We start from the raw sequence: 21443 nt of genomic DNA, 5'->3' as shown, positions 1-21443 counted from the left end.
CGGCCCGGCAGTCCCCTTCATGGCGGGCCGTGATCACCACGTCCTAGGCTGTCGGGCATGCCCCCGACCCCCACCCCGCTGCGCCGCGCGCTCACCGCGAGTGCCGGGCGGGCCCCCTGGTCGGCCGGGCCCTGGCACGACACGCTCTTCGTCTCCGCCGGGGCCGCGCTGAGCGTTCCGCTCTGGGCGGCGGTGCTCGTCCCGAAGCTGCTCTTCCCGCTGCTGGGCCTGGTGCTGCTCTCGCTCGGCCTGCTGAGCGCCGCGCAGCGCAGCCGGATGCGGGTGCTGCGCGGGGTGGAGATCCCGCGCCGGGCCCGGGACGGCCGGGGCCCGCTGCGCCGGCTGCATTCACCGGCGGCCCGGCGGCAGGCGGGGTACCACCTGGTGGCCGCGCCGCTGCTGGCGGTCGGCGCGGCCCTGGTCCTGTACGGCTGGGGCGTCGGCCTGGTGCTGGCGACGGTGTACGGCTGGGAGTGGCTGATGCCGCCCGGCAGCCGGGTGCACGCGGACAACTGGCTCGTCCCGCAGGAGGTCCTGGTCACGCTGGCGGGTCTGGTGCTGCTCGCCGTCGTGCCGTACGCGGCCGGCCGGCTGGCCGGGCTGGACGAGCGGGTGACCAGGGCGATGCTCGGCCCCAACCGGGCAGAGCAACTGGAACGCCGGGTGGAGGACCTCGCCGAGAGCCGGGCCGGGGTGGTGGACGCGGCCGACGCCGAGCGCCGCCGGATCGAACGCGACCTGCACGACGGCGCCCAGCAGCGGCTGACCTCGCTCGCGATGAACCTGGGCCTCGCCCGGCGGACCCTCAAGGACGTCCCCCCGGAGGCGATGCAGGTGATCGTGGACGCGCACGAGGAGGCCCAGGCCGCCATCGCCGAGCTGCGCGACCTGATCCGCGGCCTGCACCCGGTGGTGCTGGAGGACCGCGGCCTGGACGCCGCGCTGTCCGGCATCGCCGCCCGCGCCCCGCTGCCGGTGCGCCTCGACGTCCAGGTGCCGCCCGGGATCGCGCCGACCGTCGAGGCGGTCGCGTACTTCACCGTCTCCGAGGCGCTGACCAACGTCGCCAAGCACGCCCGTGCCTCCAGGGTCGACCTGTCGGTGCGCGGGCGGGGCGGCCGGCTGCGGATCACCGTCACCGACGACGGCGTGGGCGGAGCCGACCCGGCGGGCGGCACCGGACTCACGGGGCTGCGCAAACGCGCCGCCTCGGTGGACGGCACCCTCGCCGTCCACAGCCCCCTCGGGGGCCCCACCACCATCACCGTGGAGCTGCCGTGCGTGCTGTGATCGCCGAGGACTCGGTCCTGCTGAGGGCCGGGCTGGTCAAGGTCCTGGAGGCGGTGGGCTTCGAGGTGGCGGCCGCGGTCGGTGACGCGGAGGAGCTGCTCGCCGCCGTCGAGGAGCACGCGCCGCAGGTGGTGGTGACGGACGTCCGGATGCCGCCGGGCTTCACCGACGAGGGCGTCCGGGCGGCGCTGATGATCCGGCGGCAGTGGCCGGAGGTCGCGGTGCTGCTGCTCTCCCAGTTCGTGGAGGAGCGCTACGCCGCCGACCTGCTCGCCACCAACACCAGCGGTGTGGGTTACCTGCTCAAGCAGCGGGTGGCGAACGTCGACGACTTCGTGGACGCCCTGCAGCGGGTGGCCGAGGGCGGCACCGCGCTGGACCCGGAGGTGGTCGCCCAACTGCTGGTGCGCCGCAACAGCGACCCGCTGGAGCGGCTGACCCCGCGCGAGCGGGAGGTGCTCGGCCTGATGGCGGAGGGACGTTCCAACACGGCCATCGCGGCGGCCCTGGTGGTCGGCGACAGTGCCGTCGCCAAGCACATCAACTCGATCTTCACCAAGCTGGACCTGCCGCCGGCGGACGCGACCCACCGCCGGGTGCTCGCGGTGCTGCGCTTCCTGGAGGTCGGCTGACCATGGAGCGGGTCGCCGGAGGGGAGAGGGCGGCGGGGGCCGCGGACGGGACCGGGTCCGGGCCAGGAGCCTGGACGGACGGTCCGGAGGGGGCGCCGCGGCCGGGCGGGACGGCGCGCGGACTCCGGGTCTGGCGCCTCGTCGGCGGGCTGGTGACGGCGGTGGTGCTGGTGCTCTCCGGCTCGCAGGCCATGGGCGTGCTGGTGCGGCAGCACACCGTGCGGGACAAGACGTACGCGCTGGCCGCCCGCGAGCTGGTGCTCGACACCACCGGGGCGGAGGTCCGGATCGAGCCGGGACTGCCCGGGCAGGTGCTGGTCCGCAGCAGCCTGGACTGGACCCTGCGCAAACCGCTGGTGGCGATGCTCTGGGAGGGCGACACCCTGAAGGTGACGGTGCGCTGCGACCGGATGCTCGACCTCGGCGGTCTCGGCTGCGGGGTCGGCCTCGACATCCGGGTGCCGGCCGCCACCGCGGTGACCGGGCTGAGCACGTCGGGGTCCGTCGAGGTGCGCGGTCTGACCGGGGACGTCCGGCTGCGGAGCGGCTCGGGGGCGGTGGTGCTGACGGGCCTCGGCGGACGGGTGACCGCCCGGTCGGGCTCGGGGTCGGTCTGGGGCACGGCGCTGGCGTCGGCCCGGGTCGAGGTGGGCACCGGCTCCGGCGACGCCCGGCTGGCCTTCGCCCGTCCGCCGGACTCGGTCACCGCCTCGACCACCTCCGGGGAGCTGTGGATCACCGTCCCCACCGGTTCGCGGTACCGGATCACCGGCCGTTCGGCCTCGGGCGGGCGCAGCATCGACCCGGTGCTGGAGGACCCGGCGGCGCCGCGCGGGATCGACGTCTCCACCCGCTCGGGGGCGGTGTTCATCAGGTCGTCCGACGGCTGACCGGCCACCGGGCCGGGTGGGGGACAATGAAGAGTCCCGGACCGCGCCCGGCGGGACCGCCTAGCTGCTGAGGATGCGCCGCGCATGACCGCCACGCCCGCCACCGCCACGCCCGTGCCCGCCCCGGCCGACTCCGAGTTCGCGCCGCTGGACATCGGCCCGATGCGGGTGTGGCCGCCCGTCGTGCTGGCCCCGATGGCGGGCATCACCAACGCGCCGTTCCGCACCCTGTGCCGGGAGCAGAGCGACGGCAAGGGCCTGTTCGTCAGCGAGATGATCACCACCAGGGCGCTGGTCGAGCGCAACGCCAAGACCATGCAGCTGATCCGCTTCGACCCGAGCGAGAAGCCGCGCTCCATCCAGCTGTACGGGGTGGACCCGGTGACCGTCGGCAAGGCCGCCCGCATGATCGCGGACGAGGGCCTGGCCGACCACATCGACCTCAACTTCGGCTGCCCCGTCCCCAAGGTGACCCGCAAGGGCGGCGGCTCGGCGCTGCCGTACAAGCGGAACCTGCTGCGGGAGCTGCTGCGCGAGGCCGTCGCGGGCGCGGGCGACCTGCCGGTGACCATGAAGATGCGCAAGGGCATCGACGACGACCACCTCACCTACCTGGACGCCGGCCGGATCGGCGCCGAGGAGGGCGTCTCGGCGATCGCGCTGCACGGGCGCACGGCCGCCCAGCACTACGGCGGCACCGCGGACTGGTCGGCGATCGCCCGGCTGCGGGAGTCCGTCCCGGCGCACATCCCGGTGCTGGGCAACGGCGACATCTGGTCGGCCGGCGACGCGCTGCGGATGATGCGGGAGACGGGCTGCGACGGTGTGGTGGTTGGGCGCGGCTGCCTGGGCCGGCCGTGGCTGTTCAAGGACCTGGTCGCGGTCTTCGAGGGGGACGCCGACCCGGCGCGCCCCTCGTTCGCGGACGTGTCCCGGGCGATGGTGCGCCACGCGCAGCTGCTGGGCGAGTGGATGGGGGACGAGCAGCGCGGGGTGGTGGACTTCCGCAAGCACGTCGCCTGGTACACCAAGGGCTTCTCGGTCGGCTCCGAGCTGCGGGTGCGGCTGGCCAACTCCAGCTCGCTGGCCGAACTGGGCGGGACGCTGGCCGAGGTGGAGCAGTCGCAGCTCTGGCCGGCCGGCGCGGACGGTCCCCGGGGCCGGACCAGTGGCAACAACCGGGTGGTCCTCCCCGAGGGCTGGTTGGACGATCCGTACGACTGCGCCCTGCCGGGCATTGACGCCGAATCGGACACCTCCGGCGGCTGATGTGGACGGTCCGGCCAAGTGACCCCGAGAGGGGCGACTGCCGGAGCGGCCCAGCCCTCTTGGACAACCTGGCCAAGAGGGCTCCATTCAGGCTTGATCCGGTCACGGAACGAACACGTTTCTGGACGCAGTGCGACGATTGGCGCAGAGTCGCTACGCACGACTGGTGAGATGCGCCCGTGACGCTTGCCACATACCGTGGCGACTGACATACGGTCAGGTGCCGGTCTTGGCCCGGATGGCGCAAATCGCCTTCCGAAGGGGTCGGCGGAGTATCGGAGAGTCGGGATGCAGGAAATCAAACCGGGGCAACGCGGCCGGGTGCTCACCATCACGCTCTGTCCGCTTCGTGTGATCTTCGTGTTTCCGTGCATTCAAGACTTGAAGGCGCGCTAGCGTCAGCCGGACGATTTCAGCACCAGAGGTGAACACCCTGACGGGCATTCGATCTGCTGGGTTACCGATCGGTACCAGCCTCGTACGGCCTATTGGCAGCGCAACAACGCCTTCGAAATGGGTATGTTCTCCGGCGTCAGGGCAACCGTGTGCGAGGAGACCGACCCGTGCCGTCCCAGCAGAAGTTTGTTTACTCCTTCACTGAAGGAAACAAGGACCTCAAGGATCTTCTTGGCGGCAAGGGCGCCAACCTCGCCGAGATGACCAACCTGGGCCTCCCCGTCCCTCCGGGGTTCACCCTCACCACCGAGGCCTGCAAGGTGTTCCTGGAGACCGGCAGTGAGCCGGCCTCGCTCCACGAAGAGGTGAGTGCGCACCTCGACGCCCTGGAGCGGGAGATGGGCAAGAAGCTCGGCCAGGCCGACGACCCCTTGCTGGTGTCCGTCCGTTCCGGCGCCAAGTTCTCGATGCCCGGCATGATGGACACCGTCCTCAACATCGGGCTCTCCGACGCCTCGGTGCTCGGCCTGGCCGCGCAGTCCGGCAACGAGCGCTTCGCCTGGGACTCCTACCGCCGCCTGGTCCAGATGTTCGGCAAGACCGTGCTGGGCGTCGAGGGCGAGCTGTTCGAGGAGGCCCTCGACGAGGCCAAGGCCGCCAAGGGCACCACCGACGACCTGGACCTGGACGCTTCCGACCTCCAGGTACTGGTCGACACCTTCAAGGCCATCGTGCTGCGCGAGACCGGCCGGGCCTTCCCGCAGGACCCGCGCGACCAGATGGACCTCGCCATCCACGCCGTCTTCCACTCCTGGAACGGTGACCGGGCCCGGCTGTACCGCCGCCAGGAGCGCATCCCGAACGACCTGGGCACCGCGGTCAACGTCTGCAGCATGGTGTTCGGCAACCTCGGCGAGGACTCCGGCACCGGCGTCGCCTTCACCCGTGACCCCTCCACGGGCGCGGTCGGCGTCTACGGCGACTACCTCTCCAACGCCCAGGGCGAGGACGTCGTCGCCGGCATCCGCAACACCCTGCAGCTCAGCGAGCTGGAGAAGCTGGACAAGAAGTCGTACGACGAGCTCATGGCGATCATGCACAAGCTCGAACTGCACTACCGCGACCTGTGCGACATCGAGTTCACCATCGAGCGCGGCAAGCTGTGGATGCTCCAGACCCGGATCGGCAAGCGCACCGCCGCCGCCGCCTTCCGGATCGCCGTCCAGCTGGTCGACCAGGGCCTGATCGACCTGGACGAGGCGCTGCACCGGGTCACCGGCGGGCAGCTCGCCCAGCTGATGTTCCCGCGCTTCGCCCCCGACGCCAGCTCCAAGCGGGTCGCCTGGGGTCTCGCGGCCTCGCCGGGCGCCGCGGTCGGCAAGGTGGTCTTCGACTCCTACACCGCCGTGAAGTGGTCGCGCTCCGGCGAGAAGGTCATCCTGGTCCGCCGGGAGACCAACCCGGACGACCTGGACGGCATGATCGCCGCCGAGGGCATCCTGACCTCGCGCGGTGGCAAGACCTCGCACGCGGCCGTCGTCGCCCGCGGCATGGGCAAGACCTGTGTCTGCGGCGCCGAGGAGCTGGAGGTCGACACCAAGCGCCGGCGCTTCACCACCGCCGACGGGCAGGTCGTGGAGGAGGGCGACGTCGTCTCCATCGACGGCGCGACCGGCAAGGTGTACCTCGGCGAGGTACCCGTGCTGCCCTCCCCGGTGGTCGAGTACTTCGAGGGCACCCTGCACGCCGGCGCCGACGTCCAGGGCGGTCTCGTCCAGGCCGTGCACCGGCTGATGTCGCACGCCGACGTGCGCCGCCGCCTGGCCGTCCGCGCCAACGCCGACAACGCCGAGGACGGCGGGCGCGCCCGCCGCTACGGCGCCCAGGGCATCGGCCTGTGCCGCACCGAGCACATGTTCCTCGGCGAGGAGCGCCGCAAGGAGGTCGAGCACCTGATCCTGGCGGACAACGACAAGGACCGGGAGTCCGCGCTCGGCACCCTGCTGCCGCTGCAGAAGGGCGACTTCCTGGAGCTGTTCCAGGCGATGGACGGGCTGCCCGTCACCGTCCGGCTGCTCGACCCGCCGCTGCACGAGTTCCTGCCCGACATCACCGAGCTGTCGGTGCGCGTCGCCCTCGCCGAGGCCCGCAAGGACCCGAACGAGAACGACCTGCGCCTGCTCCAGGCCGTCCACAAGCTGCACGAGCAGAACCCGATGCTGGGCCTGCGCGGCGTACGCCTCGGCCTGGTCATCCCCGGTCTGTTCGGCATGCAGGTACGGGCCATCGCGGAGGCGGCCGCCGAGCGCAAGCTGGCCGGCGGCGACCCGCGTCCGGAGGTGATGATCCCGCTCGTCGGCACCGTCCAGGAGCTGGAGATCGTCCGCGACGAGTGCGAGCGGGTGCTGGCCGAGGTCGCCTCCTCCACCGGCGTCCAGCTGGACATCAAGCTCGGCACCATGATCGAGCTGCCCCGGGCCGCCGTGACCGCCGGCCAGATCGCCGAGGCCGCCGAGTTCTTCTCCTTCGGGACCAACGACCTCACCCAGACCGTCTGGGGCTTCTCCCGCGACGACGTGGAGGCCTCGTTCTTCACCGCGTACCTGGAGAAGGGCATCTTCGGAGTCTCCCCGTTCGAGACCATCGACCGGGACGGCGTCGGCGCGCTGGTCAAGCACGCCGTCGAGGCCGGCCGGGCCACCCGACCCGACCTCAAGCTCGGCGTCTGCGGCGAGCACGGCGGCGACCCGGACTCGGTGCACTTCTTCCACGAGGTGGGCCTGGACTACGTGTCCTGCTCCCCCTTCCGGATCCCGGTGGCGCGCCTGGAAGCGGGCCGCGCCGCCCTTGAGACGGCGGGCAGCGACTCGCGCTGACGGTGGCGGGCACCCGGGCGGCCAGGCATCGGCCGCCCGGGGCCCGACCCGCCTCGGCGAAGACCGCTGACCGCATCCCCTCCGACCGGGAGGGGCGTACACCGGAGCTCGGCGCAGGAGAACCGGCGTACGTACAGCAGTTGGGGCGGGAACGGACAATGGCGTCCGCTCCCGCCCCTTCCGCGTTCCCTGCGCCGATCGGGTGATGACGGACCCCGTTCGGACGGGCGGCGCGACGCGCCCGGCAAGCTGGATGTCATGACCAGTCCCATGACCAGCCGCAGCCGCCTGATCGCCGTCGCCGTGCTCCTGGTCTGCGCGATCGCCGCCGCGGGCGCCTACGCCCTCAGCGCGCACCGGGACCCGGCGGACGCCGGGACGACCCCCTCCCCGCCCGTCGCCTCCACCGCCCGCGCCCCCGGTGCGTCCGCGGCCGGCCCCACCGCCGCCGCCTGGGTGCCCGCCGACCCGGGCATCGCCGACGTCTGCCGGAGCAGGCTCCCCACCCCGGCCCGCAGCACCCTGGCGCTGATCGCCGCGGGCGGCCCCTACCCCTACCGCTCCGACGGCGTCGTCTTCGAGAACCGCGAGAGCCGGCTGCCCCGGCAGCGCACCGGCTACTACCACGAGTACACCGTGGTCACCCCCGGCTCCCAGGATCGCGGCACCCGACGCGTCGTCACCGGCGCGGTCGGCGAGCAGTACTGGACGGCCGACCACTACGCGAGCTTCCAGGAGATCGACCCGCGCTGCTGAACCGGGCCGGCGGACCGGGCCGGCCGCCGCCGTCGCACCGGGCCGTCGCACCGCCGTCGCACCGGGCCGGCCAGCGGCGGGAAAAAGCACTGGGCATCATGTTCTCAGTCTGAGAACATGATGCCCGATGACCCCTGCCCCCGAACACGACGCGACCTCCGACCCCGCCCTCGACTCCCTGCACGGCCTCTCCGTCGGGGACGCCCTCGGCGCCCAGTTCTTCGTCCCCGGCACCGGAGGCCACCTGGCCGCCCGGACCACCCCGCCCGGCCCCTGGCCGTGGACGGACGACACCGAGATGGCCTGCTCGGTCCACGCCGCGCACCGCGAGCGCGGCGGCATCGACACCTTCGACCTGACCCACGCCTTCGCCCGCCGGCACGACTTCGACCGCGGCTACGGCCCGGCCGCCAACCGGATGCTGCGCCTCGTCCGCGAGGGCGGGGACGCGAAACGCCTGGCGGCCGGGCTCTTCGACGGCCAGGGCTCGTACGGCAACGGCGCCGCCATGCGGGTCGCCCCGCTCGGCGCCGCCTTCGCCCACGACCCGGCGGCCGCCGTCGGGCCGGCCGGCGACACCGCGGTGATCACCCACACCCACCCGCAGGCGGTGGCCGGCGCGGTCGCCGTCGCCGTGGCCGCCGCCCACGCCGCCCGGGCCCGGACCGAACCCACCACCCCCGCCGCCCTTCTGACGGCGGTACGGGACCTCACCCCGCCCGGCGCCGTCCGGGCAGGCATCGGCGAGGCGATCGCCCTGCTCGCCGAGCCGGACCTGCGGGCGGTCGCCCGGGTGCTCGGCAACGGCAGCCGGGTCAGCGCCGCCGACACGGTGCCGTACGCGCTCTGGTGCGCCGCCCGCCGGCTCGACGACTACCCGGGCGCGGTCCGGGACGCGATCGCCGCGGGCGGGGACGTGGACACCACGGCCGCGATCACCGGCGGCATCGTCGCCGCGCGCACCGGCACGGCCGGCATCCCCGCCGGGTGGCTCGCCGCCCGCGAGCCGCTGCCCGGCTGGGCGACGCCGGAGCCGGGCAGCGTCGCGACCGCCACGACCGACCCGGTCGCCGCCCGTCCGCTGCTCTCCCCGCGCCCGCAGGCGGTGCCGGACGTGCTCTGGAGCGAGGAGCAGTGGCAGCGGGTCCGGCGCGGCCTGCGCCCGGCGGCGATGGAGGACAAGTGGTTCTCCTGGACGGCCGAGGGCACCCTCCACCTGCACCGCAGCTGGACGGGTGACGCGGTCTGGGAGGTCCGGGTGGCACCCGTCCGCGGCGGCGGGTGGCGGCCGGTCTCGGCACTGGTCGAGGAGCGGTACGCGGGCCTGCGGGCCGGCGCCCTGGACGCCGACGCGTTCTTCGCCGCGATCCTGCGGCTGGCCGCCCGGGGGTACTGACCCGTGGCGGGGCACCGGCGGGGCCCGTCCGGCGGGCCCCGCCGGACGGCCGTCCGGTCGGTCAGGCGGGGATCAGCTGCCCAGTGCCGCCGCCGTGTCTAAGGCACTCCTGGTTGATCGTCCGGTCCGGGGCGCTCGGCGAGGTGGCGGCGGCGATCCGCAGCTCGATGATGTCCCGCACGGCCGGCCACTCCTCGTCCAGGATCGAGTAGAAGGCCGTGCTGCGGACCACCCCGTCCAGGCCGCGCGAGTGGGCCCGGCGGACGCCCTCGCAGGTGGCCCCGAGCCGCTCGATGGCGGTCCGCGAGCGCTGGTTGCGGGCGTCGGCGCGCATCGAGATCCGCTGCACGCCCCACACCTCGAAGGCGTGCCGCAGCATCAGCAGCTTCGCCTCGGTGTTGATGCCGGTGCCCTGGGCGCGCGGGGACAGCCAGGTGTTGCCGATCTCCGCGGCGTCGGGCACCGCGGTGGCCGGATCGCCGAACGGGATGCCCGGTGCCGGCGGCCAGACCAGCGGGCCCTGCCAGTAGTCGAGTTCGAGGAAGCGGGTCGAGCCCACCACCCTGCCGTCGGCGGTGCTCACGGTCGCGAACGGCAGCGAGCGCCCGGCCGCCTGGTCGGCGAGGGCGCGGGCGACGTAGTCGCGGGCCGCTTCCAGGCCGTGCGGGACGGGGGTGAAGGCGTAGGTCGTACGGTCCTCGGCGCCGGCCTGGGCCAGCGCCTCGGCGTGGTACGTGGCGAGGGGCTCCAGCCGGACGGTGCGGCCGTTGAGGATGACGGGTACGGGCACGGAACCTTCGGTCCTTCGGCGGTCGGAGGGTGACCTCGCGCCGGGATGCGGCGCGGAGGGCGACTGGACTTCGCCCCGGCTCCAGGGGGCTCCGCCCGTTCCGGCGTACGCCGGAGTGCCCGGTTCGTACGGCGGGGGAGGCGGCCCGGAGGCGGGCAGCGCGGTGCCGGAACGGACACGGGTCCACGGACCGGTCCGGCGGGATGAGCGAGGGGACAGTGTGCGTCCGCGATATGGCCGAGGAGGAAACGAGTACGCGAAGGGAAGCAGGCGGCCAGATGAAGGCAAGGTGCGTCGTGTGGGCTGGCCCAACAGCGGTCCGGGACGTGGTCAACGGCGTTACCGACGACGAGACGACGACGCGACGATGCGAGGCAGCGAGAGGACGATACCCGTCAAAGGGCGGTGCGTCACTTCGCGGCACGCGAAAGGGGGCGTGTGAGTCGCCGCCGTACGCTGCGCCGCCCGGGCGCGGGCCCCGGAATCTGCCCGGCGCACGCCGCGCCGGACCGGCGGAGGGGGTGTGACCAGCGGGTTTCCTGCGGGGTGCGATGATTCTCCGACCGGGGGAGGGCCGGGCACCGTTCCCGGCACGAAGCGTGGGCGCAACGGGAATGCAAGCGGCCTCCGGCACGCTGGAGTGAGCGGGAGACCCACGTCGGCGGACAGCCGGCGCCGGGCCTCCGCAGGCCGGGAGCGGCCCGGACGGGCCGCAGGGCCGTACCGGACCGGGACGGGCCCGCGACGGACGACACCAGACCGGGTCGGACCGGGTCAGACCGAGACAGACCGACGACGAGAACGAACGGGGTTGGGTACGCGGTGCGAGATCACCAGGCGCTGTACGAGCTGGAACCGCAGGGTGTGGCCGCCGTGGCCGCCGCGAACGCGGCCTTGGGCGACACCGGCGCGGGCCTGGTGCTGCTGTACCACTTCGAGGGCTTCATGGACGCCGGCGAGGCCGGCGGCCAGGTGGTCGCGCACCTGCTGGAGGAGGGCTCCCCGCAGGTCGTCGCCCGCTTCGACCACGACCGCCTGGTGGACTACCGCGCCCGCCGCCCCGCGATGGTCTTCGATCGTGAGCACTGGGCCTCCTACGACCCGCCGGAGATCCTGCTCCAACTGGTCGAGGACGCGGCCGGCTCGCCGTTCCTGCTGCTCACCGGCCCCGAGCCGGACGTCGAGTGGGAGCGCTTCGCCGCCGCCGTGCGCGAGCTGGCGGAGCGGTTCGAGGTCCGGCTCTCCATCGACTTCCACGGCATCCCGATGGGCGTGCCGCACACCCGCCCGGTCGGCCTGACCCCGCACGGGAACCGCCTCGACCTGGCCTCCGGCTACCCGCAGTGGTTCGAGCAGGCCCAGGTGCCCGGCAGCGCCCAGGCCCTGCTGGAGTACCGGCTGGCCGAGGCCGGCCACGACGTCCTCGGCTTCGCCGTGCACGTGCCGCACTACGTGGCCCGCTCGGCCTACCCCGCCGCCGCCGTGCTGATCCTGGAGGCCGCCCAGTCGGCCACCGGCCTGGTGCTGCCCGGCCACTCGCTGCGCGACCGGGTCGGCGAGGTCTACGCCGACATCGAGGAGCAGCTGGCCCAGGGCGACGGCGAGCTGCGCTCGGCCATCCGCGGCATGGAGGGCCAGTACGACGCGGTGGCCGGCGCCGAGAGCCGGGACAGCCTGCTCGCCGAGGCGGTCGACCTGCCCTCGGCGGACGAGCTGGGCCGGCGCTTCGAGCAGTTCCTGGCGGAGCACGAGCGGGACGCCGACTAGGCCGGGCCCCAGGGCCTGTCCGGCCCCGGGCGCGGCCGACGGGGCCGGGCAGGGGCCGAACGACCTGACCGCGCCGGGCCCGGCATGCGTGCCGGGCCCCGCGCGGGGGCGGTGGGCGGGAACGACCGTGACGTGACCGGTCGGTCCCGCCCACCGTCATGTGCGCGTGCGTGCCGGTCCGCCGGCCGTGCCCGTACCGGCCGGCCGGGTTCCGGGCCGGTCAGGCCTTCGAAAACCGGTGGAGCGGCGCCGCCGTGCCCCGCTACCGTGCTGCGGAACCCAGTTGTCCAGTGAAGGACAAGCCCTTGTACACCGTGTGAGACCTCCCGAGTGCTGATTCGTCGCGCGTCGCACCTGTGCGCCGCGCACCTTTTTGCTGCGGTCTTCTCACTGGAACCGGTGTACTTCTGTGCTCACGGACTGGGTGGTCATGCCCACCTGCCTCCCCCTCGTCATCCGCCGCTGCCACGCGTGCCCGTCCGGGCGCTTCCAGGCCGGCGGAAAGTTCCGCGTCAACGCCAACCACAAGGTCGTCGACGCCTGGCTCCTCGCCCTCTGCACCGGGTGCGGGGACACCACCAAGATCACCGTCCTGGAGCGGGTGAACGTACGCTCCGTACCACCCGCGCTGCTCGGCCGGCTGCACGGCAACGACCCCGGCCTGGCGGCCGAGTTGCTGCAGGACCCGGTCCTGCGGCGGCGCAATCGCATCGCCCTCGACTGGGACGACGCCTGGCGCCTGGACACCGGGGGATCGGATCACCTCGGCCGCGAGGTGATCGACGTCTCGGTCCGCTTCGCGGCCCGGATCCCGGTCCGGCCGCTGCGGCTGATCGCGGAGGGCTGCGGCCTTTCGCGGGCGGAGGCCGCGAGGCTGGTCGCGCAGGGCAAGCTCGTGTCGGCCGTCCGGCTGGGCGGCAAGCTCTCCGGCGACTTCGGCTTCACGCTCAAGCGCTGAGCCCGGCCCGGGCCGGGGCCGGTTCTCGCGAGGGAGCCGGCCCCGGCCCGAATCCCCGCCCCGGCCCCGGCCCGAATCCCCGCCCCGGCCCCGCCCCGACCCCGGGGCGGGGCCGGGGCGCGAGAAGTTTCCGCCGGCGGGAGTTCTCGGGCCGGGCCCGTTCGTTGCTGCTGCCGAGGTGCCCGGGGGACGGGCCGCCGGCCGCGCACGTACCGAGGGCGTGCGGATTTCCTATCCCCAGGGGGGCTCTGCTGTGCACAGGCGATCATCCGGCGGCCCGGCCGCCACCCGCGGCGCGGTGCTGCTGGCCGCCGTCCTGCTGGCCGCGGGCTGCAGCGGCGGGACGGACCGGCCGGTCGCGGCGGAGTCCGGCCCGGGCCGGGCCGCCGCCGGCCCGAGCACCGGCCCCGGTCCGAGCCCCAGTCCGACGCCCGCCGTGCCGGCCGGCCCGTACGTGGCGCTGGGGGACTCGTACACCTCCGGCCTGAGGATCGAACCGCAGGTCGGCGAGCCCCGGGGCTGCGCCCGCTCGGCGGTCAACTACCCCTCGCTGGTGGCCAAGGCGCTCGGCCTGGCCGGGGCCTCCTTCCGGGACGTCAGCTGCAGCGCGGCCCGCACGGCCGACCTGACCGGCTCGCAGCGCACCGACGACGGCGCCAACCCGCCCCAGCTGGACGCGCTGTCGGCGGACACCCGGCTGGTGACCGTCGGGATCGGCGGCAACGACGCCGGGTTCATGGAGGTGGTCGGCGAGTGCGCCCGGCAGAACCTGGTGCAGTCGCTGGCGCAGAGCCTGGCCGGCAGCGCGGCCGCCGCGGCGCCCTGCCGGGACCACTACGCCTCGGGCGGCGCCGACCAGGTCCGGCGCAAGGTGGACGCGGCGGGGGAGAAGCTCGCCGCCGTCCTGGCCGAGGTGCGGCGCCGGGCCCCGCAGGCCCGGGTGTTCGTGGTCGGGTACCCGGCTCTGCTGCCGGCCGACCCGAGCGCCTGCACGCCGGTGCTGGGTGCCGGTGTGGCCCCCGCCGACCTGGGCTTCCTGGGGGAGAAGGAGCGCGAGCTCAACAGCATGCTCGCCGCGCGGGCGGCGGCCGCCGGGGCCGGCTTCGTGGACACCGCCACCCCCTCCGCGGGCCACGACATGTGCGCGGGGGCGGCCCGCTGGGTCGAGCCGCCGTTCCCGGCGCCGGGCCTGGCCGCCGTCCACCCGAACGCGCAGGGCCAGCAGGGGATGGCGGCGGCGGTGCTGCGGGCCGTCCGGGGGTAGCCCGGCGGTCCGGTGGCCCGCGCCCGGCACCTCGCGTCCCCGGCATCCACCGCCCCGCCGGCCGGGCGGCCGCACCAGGTGGACGGCCGCGTCAGGTGGACGGCGGACCACCGGGAAACGGGCCGGCGGCCGTCCGCGCGGTCAGGGCAATGACCACGGACGGCCGCCGGGGGTCCTGGGGTTCCGGTGCAGCGGGGCGTTCAGGTGTTCAGGCGGGCCGTCCGGCCCCCGGCCGGGGCCGGGACGGCCTCAGGCCGGGCTCAGCCGGGTCGGGTGGACGACGATCCGTACCGACTCGTCGTCCAGGCACTCGCCGGTGACCAGGTCGAACCGCTGCTTGAGCAGGGGCGAGGCGACGTAGACCCGGCCGTCCGCGGTCGAGCCGAGCAGCCCGCGGGACAGGACGTAAGCGCCGGTGAACGGGTCCCGGTTGGCGATCGCGTGGATCCGGTCCAGGTGGTCGCGGAACACCGCGGCCTGCCGGCCGTCCGGCAGCAGGGCGGCCACGCCGCGCCCCGGGGCGAGCCGCTCCAGGTCGCAGACGGGGGCCCAGGCACCCTCCGCGAGCACCTCGATCCGGTCGGTGGCGGCGGCCTCGGTGGCGACGGCGAAGGCGGTCTCAGTGGCGACGGTGGTCATCGGACCTCCAGCAGGAGCGAGTTGTCGGGGTCGAGGGCGGCCAGCAGATCGGCCTCGGTCGCGAGCAGGGTCAGGTCGGGCTTGACCTGGCCGCGCTCGGGGGTGAACCGGATGCTCGGGTCCTCGACGCCGGGGGCGTTGACGAAGGAGACGAAGCGGCGCATCCGGTCCGGGTCGGCCAGCGTGGCGGCCCACTCGTCCTGGTAGTCGGACACGTGGTTGGCCATCAGGGCCTCCAGCTCGTCGGCGATACCGAGGCTGTCGTGCACCACCACGTCGCGGACGTGGTCCAGGCCGCCCTCGATCCGCTCCAGCCAGGCGGAGGTGCGCTCCAGCCGGTCGGCGGTCCGGATGTAGAACATCAGGAACCGGTCGATCAGCTTGATCAGCTGGTCGTCGTCGAGGTCCTGGGCGAGCAGGTCGGCGTGCCGGGGGGTGGCACCGCCGTTGCCGCCGACGTACAGGTTCCAGCCGTTGGAGGTGGCGATGATGCCGAAGTCCTTGCCGCGGGCCTCGGCGCACTCGCGGGCGCAGCCGGAGACCGCCGACTTCAGCTTGTGCGGACTGCGCAGGCCCCGGTAGCGCAGTTCCAGGTGGATCGCCATGGCGACCGAGTCCTGCACGCCGTAGCGGCACCAGGTCGAGCCGACGCAGGACTTCACCGTCCGCAGGGACTTCCCGTAGGCGTGGCCGGACTCGAAGCCGGCCTCGACCAGCCTGGTCCAGATCAGCGGCAGCTGGTCCACCGTGGCACCGAAGAGGTCGATCCGCTGGCCACCGGTGATCTTGGTGTAGAGGCCGAAGTCGCGGGCCACCTCACCGATCACGATCAGCCCCTCGGGGGTGATCTCACCGCCGGGGATCCGCGGGACCACCGAGTACGAGCCGTTCTTCTGCAGGTTGGCCAGGAAGTGGTCGTTGGTGTCCTGGAGGGCCGCCTGCTCGCCGTCCAGCACGTGGCCGGAGGCCTCCAGCTCGGGCGCCAGCGAGGCGATGATCGAGCCGACGGTCGGCTTGCAGACCTCGCAGCCCTCCCCGCCCAGGCGGCCGTGCTCGGCCAGCAGCCGGCGGTGGGTGGAGATCCGCTTCACCCGGACGATCTCGTACAGCTCCGCGCGGGTCTGCCCGAAGCAGGGGCAGAGCCCCTTGTCGACCTCGATGCCGGAGGCCTCCAGCTCGTCACTGACGATCGTGGAGAGCAGCTTGATGCAGGAGCCGCAGCCGGTGCCGGCCTTGGTGCACTTCTTGACCTCGGGGACGGTGCCGCAGCTGTGCTCGGTGACCGCCGCGCGGACCTCGCCCTTGGTCACGTTGTGGCAGTTGCAGACCACCGCCTCGTCCGGCAGCGCGGAGCTGCCGAGCGAGACCGGCCCGCCCGCTCCGGCGGGCAGCACCAGCGACTCGGCCGGGACAGGCAGCGGGGTGCCGGTGCCGGCCAGCGGCCGCAGCGAGGAGTACGCCTCGGCGTCGCCGACCAGGATGCCGCCGAGCAGCGCGCCCTCGGGGGTGACCACCAGCTTCTTGTAGATGCCGGAGCGGGAGTCGGAGTAGACGACGTCCAGCGCGCCGGGGGTGGTGCCGAAGGCGTCGCCGAAGCTGGCCACGTCCACGCCGAGCAGCTTGAGCTTGGTGGAGAGGTCGGCGCCGGTGAACGGCTTGGCGGCCTTGTCGGCCAGCTGGTGGGCGACCGCGCCCGCCATCTCGTACCCGGGGGCGACCAGGCCGTAGACCCGGCCGTCCACGGCGAGCGCGCACTCGCCGATGGCGAAGACGTTCTCGTCGGAGGTCCGGCAGTTCTCGTCGACCGCGATGCCGCCGCGCTCGCCGACCTTCAGGCCGCAGTCGCGGGCCAGCTGGTCGCGGGGGCGCACACCGGCCGAGAAGACCACCAGGTCGGTGTCGAGGCTGCTGCCGTCGGTGAAGGTCATCCCGTTGGCCGCGCCCTCGGGCGAGACCGTCACGGCGGTGGTGCCGATGCCGGTGTGGACGACGACGCCCATCTCCTCGATGGTGCGGCGCAGCGCCTCGCCGCCGCCCTCGTCCACCTGGACGGGCATCAGCCGGGGGGCGAACTCGACCACGTGGGTCTGCAGGCCCAGGCCCTTGAGCGCGCCGGCCGCCTCCAGCCCGAGCAGGCCGCCGCCGACCACCGCGCCGACCCGGGAGCCGGCCGCGTACGCCTCGATGGCGTGCAGGTCCTCGATGGTGCGGTAGACGAAGCAGCCCTCGGCGTCCTTGCCGTCCACCGGCGGCACGAACGGGTAGGAGCCGGTGGCGAGCACCAGGGTGTCGTAGGCGATGCTGCGGCCGCTCGCGGTGGTGACCGTCCGGGCCTCGCGGTCGATCGCGGTGGCCGGGTCGGAGAGGTGGATCTCGTAGCCGTGCTTCGCGGCGAAGCCGTCCTCGGCGAGCAGCAGGTCCTCGGGGGTCTTGCCGGAGAAGTACGAGGTCAGCGCGACCCGGTCGTAGGCGTGCCGGGGCTCCTCGGCGAGGACGACGACCCGGTAGCGGTCGGCGGCTCCGGCGTCGGCCAGGGCTTCCAGGAAGCGGTGGCCGACCATGCCGTATCCGACCAGCAGTACGGTCGGCCTGGTGGTGGTGGTCATCGGGTCCCTCCGGGGGTCGTGCTGCTCTGCGTGGTGGCGGTGAGCAGGTGGAGCGGGTGGGCTGACAGGGCCTCGTCGCCCTCCCAGGTGTGGGCCAGGGTTCCGACGGTGCTGAGGTCGCCGAGCAGGACGCCGCCGACGAGGCGGTCCTCGCCCTGCTCGTCCCGGCGGACGATCACCTTGCGGTAGGTGCCGCCGGCGGCGTCGGCGAGCCGGATCACCCGGTCCTCGGGGGCGGCCGGCCCGGTCTCGCCGAAGGCGGCGAGGTCGAGCGGCGCACGGTCGGGGCCGGTCAGGGTGAGCCGGGTGAGCAGCCGGCTGCCGGTGTACGAGGGGGCGGCCGGGCCCGGGGCCAGCAGGCGGGCCAGGGTGTCGGCCTGCTCCTGGGCGGGGCCGGCCAGGCCGTAGAGCACGCCGCGGTGCTCGGCGCAGTCGCCCACCGCGTGGATGTGCGGGTCGCTGGTCCGCAGCCGGTCGTCGACCACGATGCCTCGGCGGGTCTCCAGGCCCGCCGCCTCGGCGAGCCCGGTCCGCGGCCGCACCCCGACGGCGACCACCAGCAGGCCGGCCTCCAGCCGGAAGCCGTCGGCCAGTTCGACGCCGGTGACGGTGCGGTCCTCGGTCAGGACGGAGCGGACCCGGCACTCGGTGTGCACCTCGATGCCGAGGTCGGTGAGGTGCTTGCGCAACAGCGCGCCGGCCTCCGGGTCGAGGTGGCGCTCCATCAGGTGCTCGCCCTGGTGGGCCAGCACCACCTGGACGCCGCGCGCCGCCAGTGCCCGGGCGGCGCTCACCCCGAGCAGCCCGCCGCCGACCACCACCGCCTGCGCGACACCGGGCAGGTAGGCCTCGATGTCGGCGCAGTCGGCCATCGTCCGGAAGGCGAAGACGCCGCTCGGCAGCGTGTGCCGCTCCCGCCCCGCCCCGGAGTCGTCGAACAGGCCGCGCAGCGGCGGCAGGACGGGGTTGCTCCCGGTGGCCAGCACCAGGTCGCCGTAGCCGATCGCGGAGCCGTCGTCGCAGAGCACCCGGCGCTGCTCCCGGTCGATCCGGACCACCCGGGCCTGCCGGCGCTCGACCTGCGCCGGCAGCGCGGCCAGCGCGGCCAGCTCGGGGGCGTAACGGCCGGCCAGCACCTCGGCGAGCAGGACCCGGTTGTACGCGGGGTGCTCCTCCTCGGCGAGCAGCACGACTGGGCGGTCGGTGCCGTGCTGGACGAGCTGCTGGGCGAGCCGGTGGCCGGCCATCCCCGCGCCGACGACCACGATGCCGTCCGCTGGGGGAGTACCGGTCGTTGTCATGCCTTTGAGCATGTGGCGCGGGTGTTTCCCGTCCGGGGCCGGTCTGTTTCGGAGGCGGAACGTTGACCTCAGCGGGGTCCGGGGCCGGGTGTGAGCCCGCCGGGTCCGGGCCGGTGCGCGCCGCGGGGGCGGCGCGCACCCGGTGTCACGGCCGGGTGCCGGCGGCCACCAGGGCGACGCTGCGGGCGAGTTCGGCGGCGTAGGCGGGGGTGAGGGCCGCCGGGTCGAAGAGCAGCCGGTACCACATGGGCCCGTAGACCAGGTCGAGCAGGAACTCGTCGTCGGGGTGCGCCACCTCGCCGCGCGCCCGGCCGCGGGCCAGCAGTTCGCGGACCGACTCGCGGCGGACGGCGATCAGCTTCTCCCACAACAGCGCGGCGAACGCCTGGTCCTGCACGGCCTCGGCGGCCAGCGCGCGGTTGAGGGTGCCGTTGACGCCCTGCTGGCCCGCGAAGGTCGCGGTGAGCAGGGCGGTGAGGTCGCCGCGCAGCGAGCCGGTGTCGGGGGTCGGCAGGTGGGTGAAGGCGTAGCCGGCCAGGGCGTCCAGGACGACCTCGCCCTTGCTGCGGTAGCGGCGGTAGACGGTCTGCTTGGAGACGCCGCTGAGGGCCGCGATGCCCTCCATGCTCAGGCCGCGGTAGCCGTGCTGCTCGGTCAGGTCGACGGCGGCGCGGCGGATGGCTTCGTCGACGGCGGGGTCACGGGGGCGTCCGGTCATGGGCTCACCTTACGGGTTGACATACGGTCCGTCTCGTATTGAAATATGGATACGCAACGGACCGTATTGGAATGGGGGTCTCCGATGCGTACCACCCGGGCCCCACTGGCCCGCCCAGTTCTCACCGCCTCATCCGCCTCATCCGCCTCATCCACCCCAGCTGCCTCCGGCGCCGCCTCCGCCCCAGCCGGTCCTGCTCCCGCCGCCGCTCCCGATACCGCCACCAGTCCCGGGCCCGCCGCCCGCTCCGGCCGCACCGCCCGGCCCGCGCTCGCGGCCCTCTCGCTCGGCTACTTCACCCTCGGCACCGCCTCGCTCGCCGTCGTCGGACTCGGCGGCCCGATCGGCCGCGACCTGCACACCGCACCCGGCAGCGTCGGCGTCCTGGTCAGCGTCTTCGCCCTCACCTTCGCGCTGGCCGCCCCGCTCGCCCCGGCCGTCCTGGGCCGGCTCGACCGCCGCGCCGTCCTGCTGCTCGGCCTCGCCCTGATGGCCGCCGGCGGGGCCCTGAGCGCGCTCGCCCCCTCGTACGCCGTCCTGGCCGCCGCCCGCGTGCTGGCCGGGCTCGGCGGCGCCGTCTTCGGGCCCGCCTCCTCGGCGGTCGGCTCGCTGATCGTCCCCGAGGAGCACCGCTCGCGGGCCCTGGCCACGGTCTTCGCCGGCATGACGGTCGCCGCCGTCCTCGGCGTGCCGCTCTCGGCCTACCTGGGCGGCGCGGTCGGCTGGCGCTGGACGCTGGCCGGCATCGCGGCCGCCACCCTGCTGGCGCTCGTCCTGGTCGCCGCCCTGGTGCCGGCCGTCCCTGCGGGCGAGCCGCCCACCGCCGCCGCCTACCGGCGGCTGCTCGCCACCCCGGGCGCCGCCGCCACCGTGCTGACCACCCTGCTGTACATGGCCGCCCAGTTCACCGTCTACGGCGTCGCCGGCGCCTACGTCGCGGCCCGCTTCGGCGCCTCCGCGGGGGCGGTCACCCTGGTGCTGTTCGCCTTCGGCCTCTGCGGCGTGGCCGGCAACGCCTGCGGCGCCCGGCTCTCCGCCCGGCTCGGCGGCGCCCGGACGGTGACCCTCACCCAGCTCGGCCTGGCCGCCGCCTTCCTCGGGCTGCTCGCCGCCCCGGGGGCACTGCCGGCCGCGGTCCTGCTGTTCGCGCTCTGGGCCTTCTTCAGCCAGCTCTACCAGGCGCCGCAGCAGGCCCGCCTGATCGCCCTGGCGCCCGCGCAGCGCGGCCTACTGCTGGCCCTCAACGCCTCGATGCTCTACGTCGGCATCAGCCTCGGCAGCCTGCTCGCCGGCACCTTCCTGCCCGCCCTCGGCGCCGGCCCGCTGCCCGCCCTCGGCCTGCTGCCGCTCGCCCTCGCGGGCCTGGCCCACCGGGCCTCCGTCCGCCGTACCGACCGCACCGCGCCGGCCTCCTCCGCGGCCGGCGCCGCCCGAGAAGGAGTCACCCGATGACCGCCACCGCCGTTCCCGCCGCCGTCACCCCCGCCGCCGCCGTTCCCGCCGCAGGTGTTCCCACGGACCCCGCCGCCGCCCGCGCACTGGTCCAGGACTACCTGGAGACCTTCTGGAACCAGGGCCGCACCGATCTCGCCGACCGCTACCTCGCCGAGGACCTCCAGCAGCACAACCCCAACCTCCCCGACGGCCGCGCCCCGCTCGCCGCGTTCGTCGCCGGCCTGCGCGGCCGGCTCCCGGAGCTCCGCTTCGAACTGCGCCGCCTCGCCGCCGAGGGCGACCTGGTCTTCGCCCACTCCCACTTCACCGCCGCCCCCGGTGACCCGGGCCGCGCCGTGGTCGACGTCTTCCGGATCGCCGACGGCCTGATCGCCGAGCACTGGGACCTCGACGGGGCCGTGCCGGAGAGCACCGCGAGCGGCCGCCCGGTCGTCTGACGC

17 protein-coding genes are annotated in these 21443 nt (G+C 74.4%); 12 read left to right on the top strand and 5 right to left on the bottom strand.

The genetic code is table 11. From position 1 onward, the window contains the following. Positions 1-57: 57 nt before the first annotated feature. From IE329_RS07055 to IE329_RS07025, 7 genes are all read left to right on the top strand, one after another. Positions 58-1290, top strand: coding sequence for a sensor histidine kinase (locus IE329_RS07055; RefSeq protein ID WP_190209952.1), 1233 nt, complete (start codon positions 58-60; stop codon positions 1288-1290). Then, positions 1278-1922: a response regulator gene (locus IE329_RS07050; RefSeq protein ID WP_190209951.1), complete on the top strand. Its 645-nt coding sequence runs from the start codon at positions 1278-1280 to the stop codon at positions 1920-1922. Before IE329_RS07055 ends, IE329_RS07050 begins: the two co-directional genes overlap by 13 nt. A gap of 152 nt (positions 1923-2074) precedes the next feature. Next, positions 2075-2812 (top strand): DUF4097 family beta strand repeat-containing protein, encoded by a 738-nt coding sequence (locus IE329_RS07045; protein WP_190209950.1) that lies wholly within the window; start codon positions 2075-2077, stop codon positions 2810-2812. An 84-nt stretch (positions 2813-2896) separates the two neighbouring features. After that, the gene (gene dusB / locus IE329_RS07040; protein ID WP_190209949.1) at positions 2897-4081 is read left to right on the top strand and encodes a tRNA dihydrouridine synthase DusB; all 1185 of its coding nucleotides are present in this window, start codon (positions 2897-2899) and stop codon (positions 4079-4081) included. A 563-nt stretch (positions 4082-4644) separates the two neighbouring features. Next, positions 4645-7353 carry a pyruvate, phosphate dikinase gene (gene ppdK / locus IE329_RS07035; protein ID WP_229927236.1) on the top strand — a complete coding sequence of 903 codons (2709 nt, stop codon included), beginning with the start codon at positions 4645-4647 and terminating at the stop codon, positions 7351-7353. Positions 7354-7611: 258 nt separating this feature from the next. Next, positions 7612-8109: a ribonuclease domain-containing protein gene (locus tag IE329_RS07030; RefSeq protein ID WP_229927235.1), complete on the top strand. Its 498-nt coding sequence runs from the start codon at positions 7612-7614 to the stop codon at positions 8107-8109. A gap of 127 nt (positions 8110-8236) precedes the next feature. After that, positions 8237-9505 carry an ADP-ribosylglycohydrolase family protein gene (locus IE329_RS07025; protein ID WP_190209947.1) on the top strand — a complete coding sequence of 423 codons (1269 nt, stop codon included), beginning with the start codon at positions 8237-8239 and terminating at the stop codon, positions 9503-9505. 61 nt (positions 9506-9566) lie between these two features. Here IE329_RS07025 and IE329_RS07020 read toward each other — a convergent pair whose 3' ends face one another. Then, entirely contained in the window at positions 9567-10295 is a 729-nt protein-coding gene (locus IE329_RS07020) for a GNAT family N-acetyltransferase (RefSeq protein WP_190209946.1), read from the bottom strand. An 822-nt stretch (positions 10296-11117) separates the two neighbouring features. On the opposite strand from IE329_RS07020, the gene IE329_RS07015 reads away from it, so the two are divergent. The 3 genes from IE329_RS07015 to IE329_RS07005 all read left to right on the top strand — a co-directional run bounded on the left by IE329_RS07015 (position 11118) and on the right by IE329_RS07005 (position 14284). Then, positions 11118-12062 carry a PAC2 family protein gene (locus IE329_RS07015; RefSeq protein ID WP_190209945.1) on the top strand — a complete coding sequence of 315 codons (945 nt, stop codon included), beginning with the start codon at positions 11118-11120 and terminating at the stop codon, positions 12060-12062. Positions 12063-12492: 430 nt separating this feature from the next. Further along, positions 12493-13020, top strand: a complete 528-nt coding sequence (locus IE329_RS07010) for a DUF1062 domain-containing protein (protein WP_190209944.1) — start codon at positions 12493-12495, stop codon at positions 13018-13020. Positions 13021-13273: 253 nt separating this feature from the next. Continuing rightward, positions 13274-14284, top strand: coding sequence for an SGNH/GDSL hydrolase family protein (locus tag IE329_RS07005; protein ID WP_229927234.1), 1011 nt, complete (start codon positions 13274-13276; stop codon positions 14282-14284). A 249-nt stretch (positions 14285-14533) separates the two neighbouring features. Here IE329_RS07005 and nirD read toward each other — a convergent pair whose 3' ends face one another. The 4 genes from nirD to IE329_RS06985 all read right to left on the bottom strand — a co-directional run bounded on the left by nirD (position 14534) and on the right by IE329_RS06985 (position 19548). After that, complete coding sequence (gene nirD / locus IE329_RS07000) at positions 14534-14923, bottom strand: nitrite reductase small subunit NirD (RefSeq protein WP_190209943.1); 390 nt, start codon at positions 14921-14923, stop codon at positions 14534-14536. Further along, on the bottom strand, positions 14920-17529 hold the full coding sequence (gene nirB, locus IE329_RS06995; protein WP_190209942.1) for a nitrite reductase large subunit NirB: 2610 nt from the start codon (positions 17527-17529) through the stop codon (positions 14920-14922). The genes nirD and nirB overlap by 4 nt, the downstream gene beginning before the upstream one ends. Continuing rightward, a complete protein-coding gene (locus tag IE329_RS06990) occupies positions 17526-18830 on the bottom strand; it encodes an NAD(P)/FAD-dependent oxidoreductase (protein ID WP_190209941.1) in 1305 nt (434 codons plus the stop codon). The genes nirB and IE329_RS06990 overlap by 4 nt, the downstream gene beginning before the upstream one ends. 145 nt (positions 18831-18975) lie before the next feature. Continuing rightward, positions 18976-19548 (bottom strand): TetR/AcrR family transcriptional regulator, encoded by a 573-nt coding sequence (locus tag IE329_RS06985; RefSeq protein WP_190209940.1) that lies wholly within the window; start codon positions 19546-19548, stop codon positions 18976-18978. 84 nt (positions 19549-19632) lie between these two features. Between IE329_RS06985 and IE329_RS06980 the strand changes: the two genes are divergently transcribed. After that, positions 19633-21000 (top strand): MFS transporter, encoded by a 1368-nt coding sequence (locus IE329_RS06980; RefSeq protein WP_190209939.1) that lies wholly within the window; start codon positions 19633-19635, stop codon positions 20998-21000. Further along, positions 20997-21440, top strand: a complete 444-nt coding sequence (locus IE329_RS06975; protein ID WP_190209938.1) for a nuclear transport factor 2 family protein — start codon at positions 20997-20999, stop codon at positions 21438-21440. The genes IE329_RS06980 and IE329_RS06975 overlap by 4 nt, the downstream gene beginning before the upstream one ends. The last annotated feature ends 3 nt before the right edge of the window (positions 21441-21443 follow it).

Origin of the sequence: Kitasatospora indigofera, assembly GCF_014655955.1 — a bacterium.
Classification (GTDB): Bacteria; Actinomycetota; Actinomycetes; order Streptomycetales; family Streptomycetaceae; genus Kitasatospora; species Kitasatospora indigofera.
Note: the sequence above shows the minus strand (reverse complement) of the source record. Positions and strands in the feature narration are given on the sequence as shown.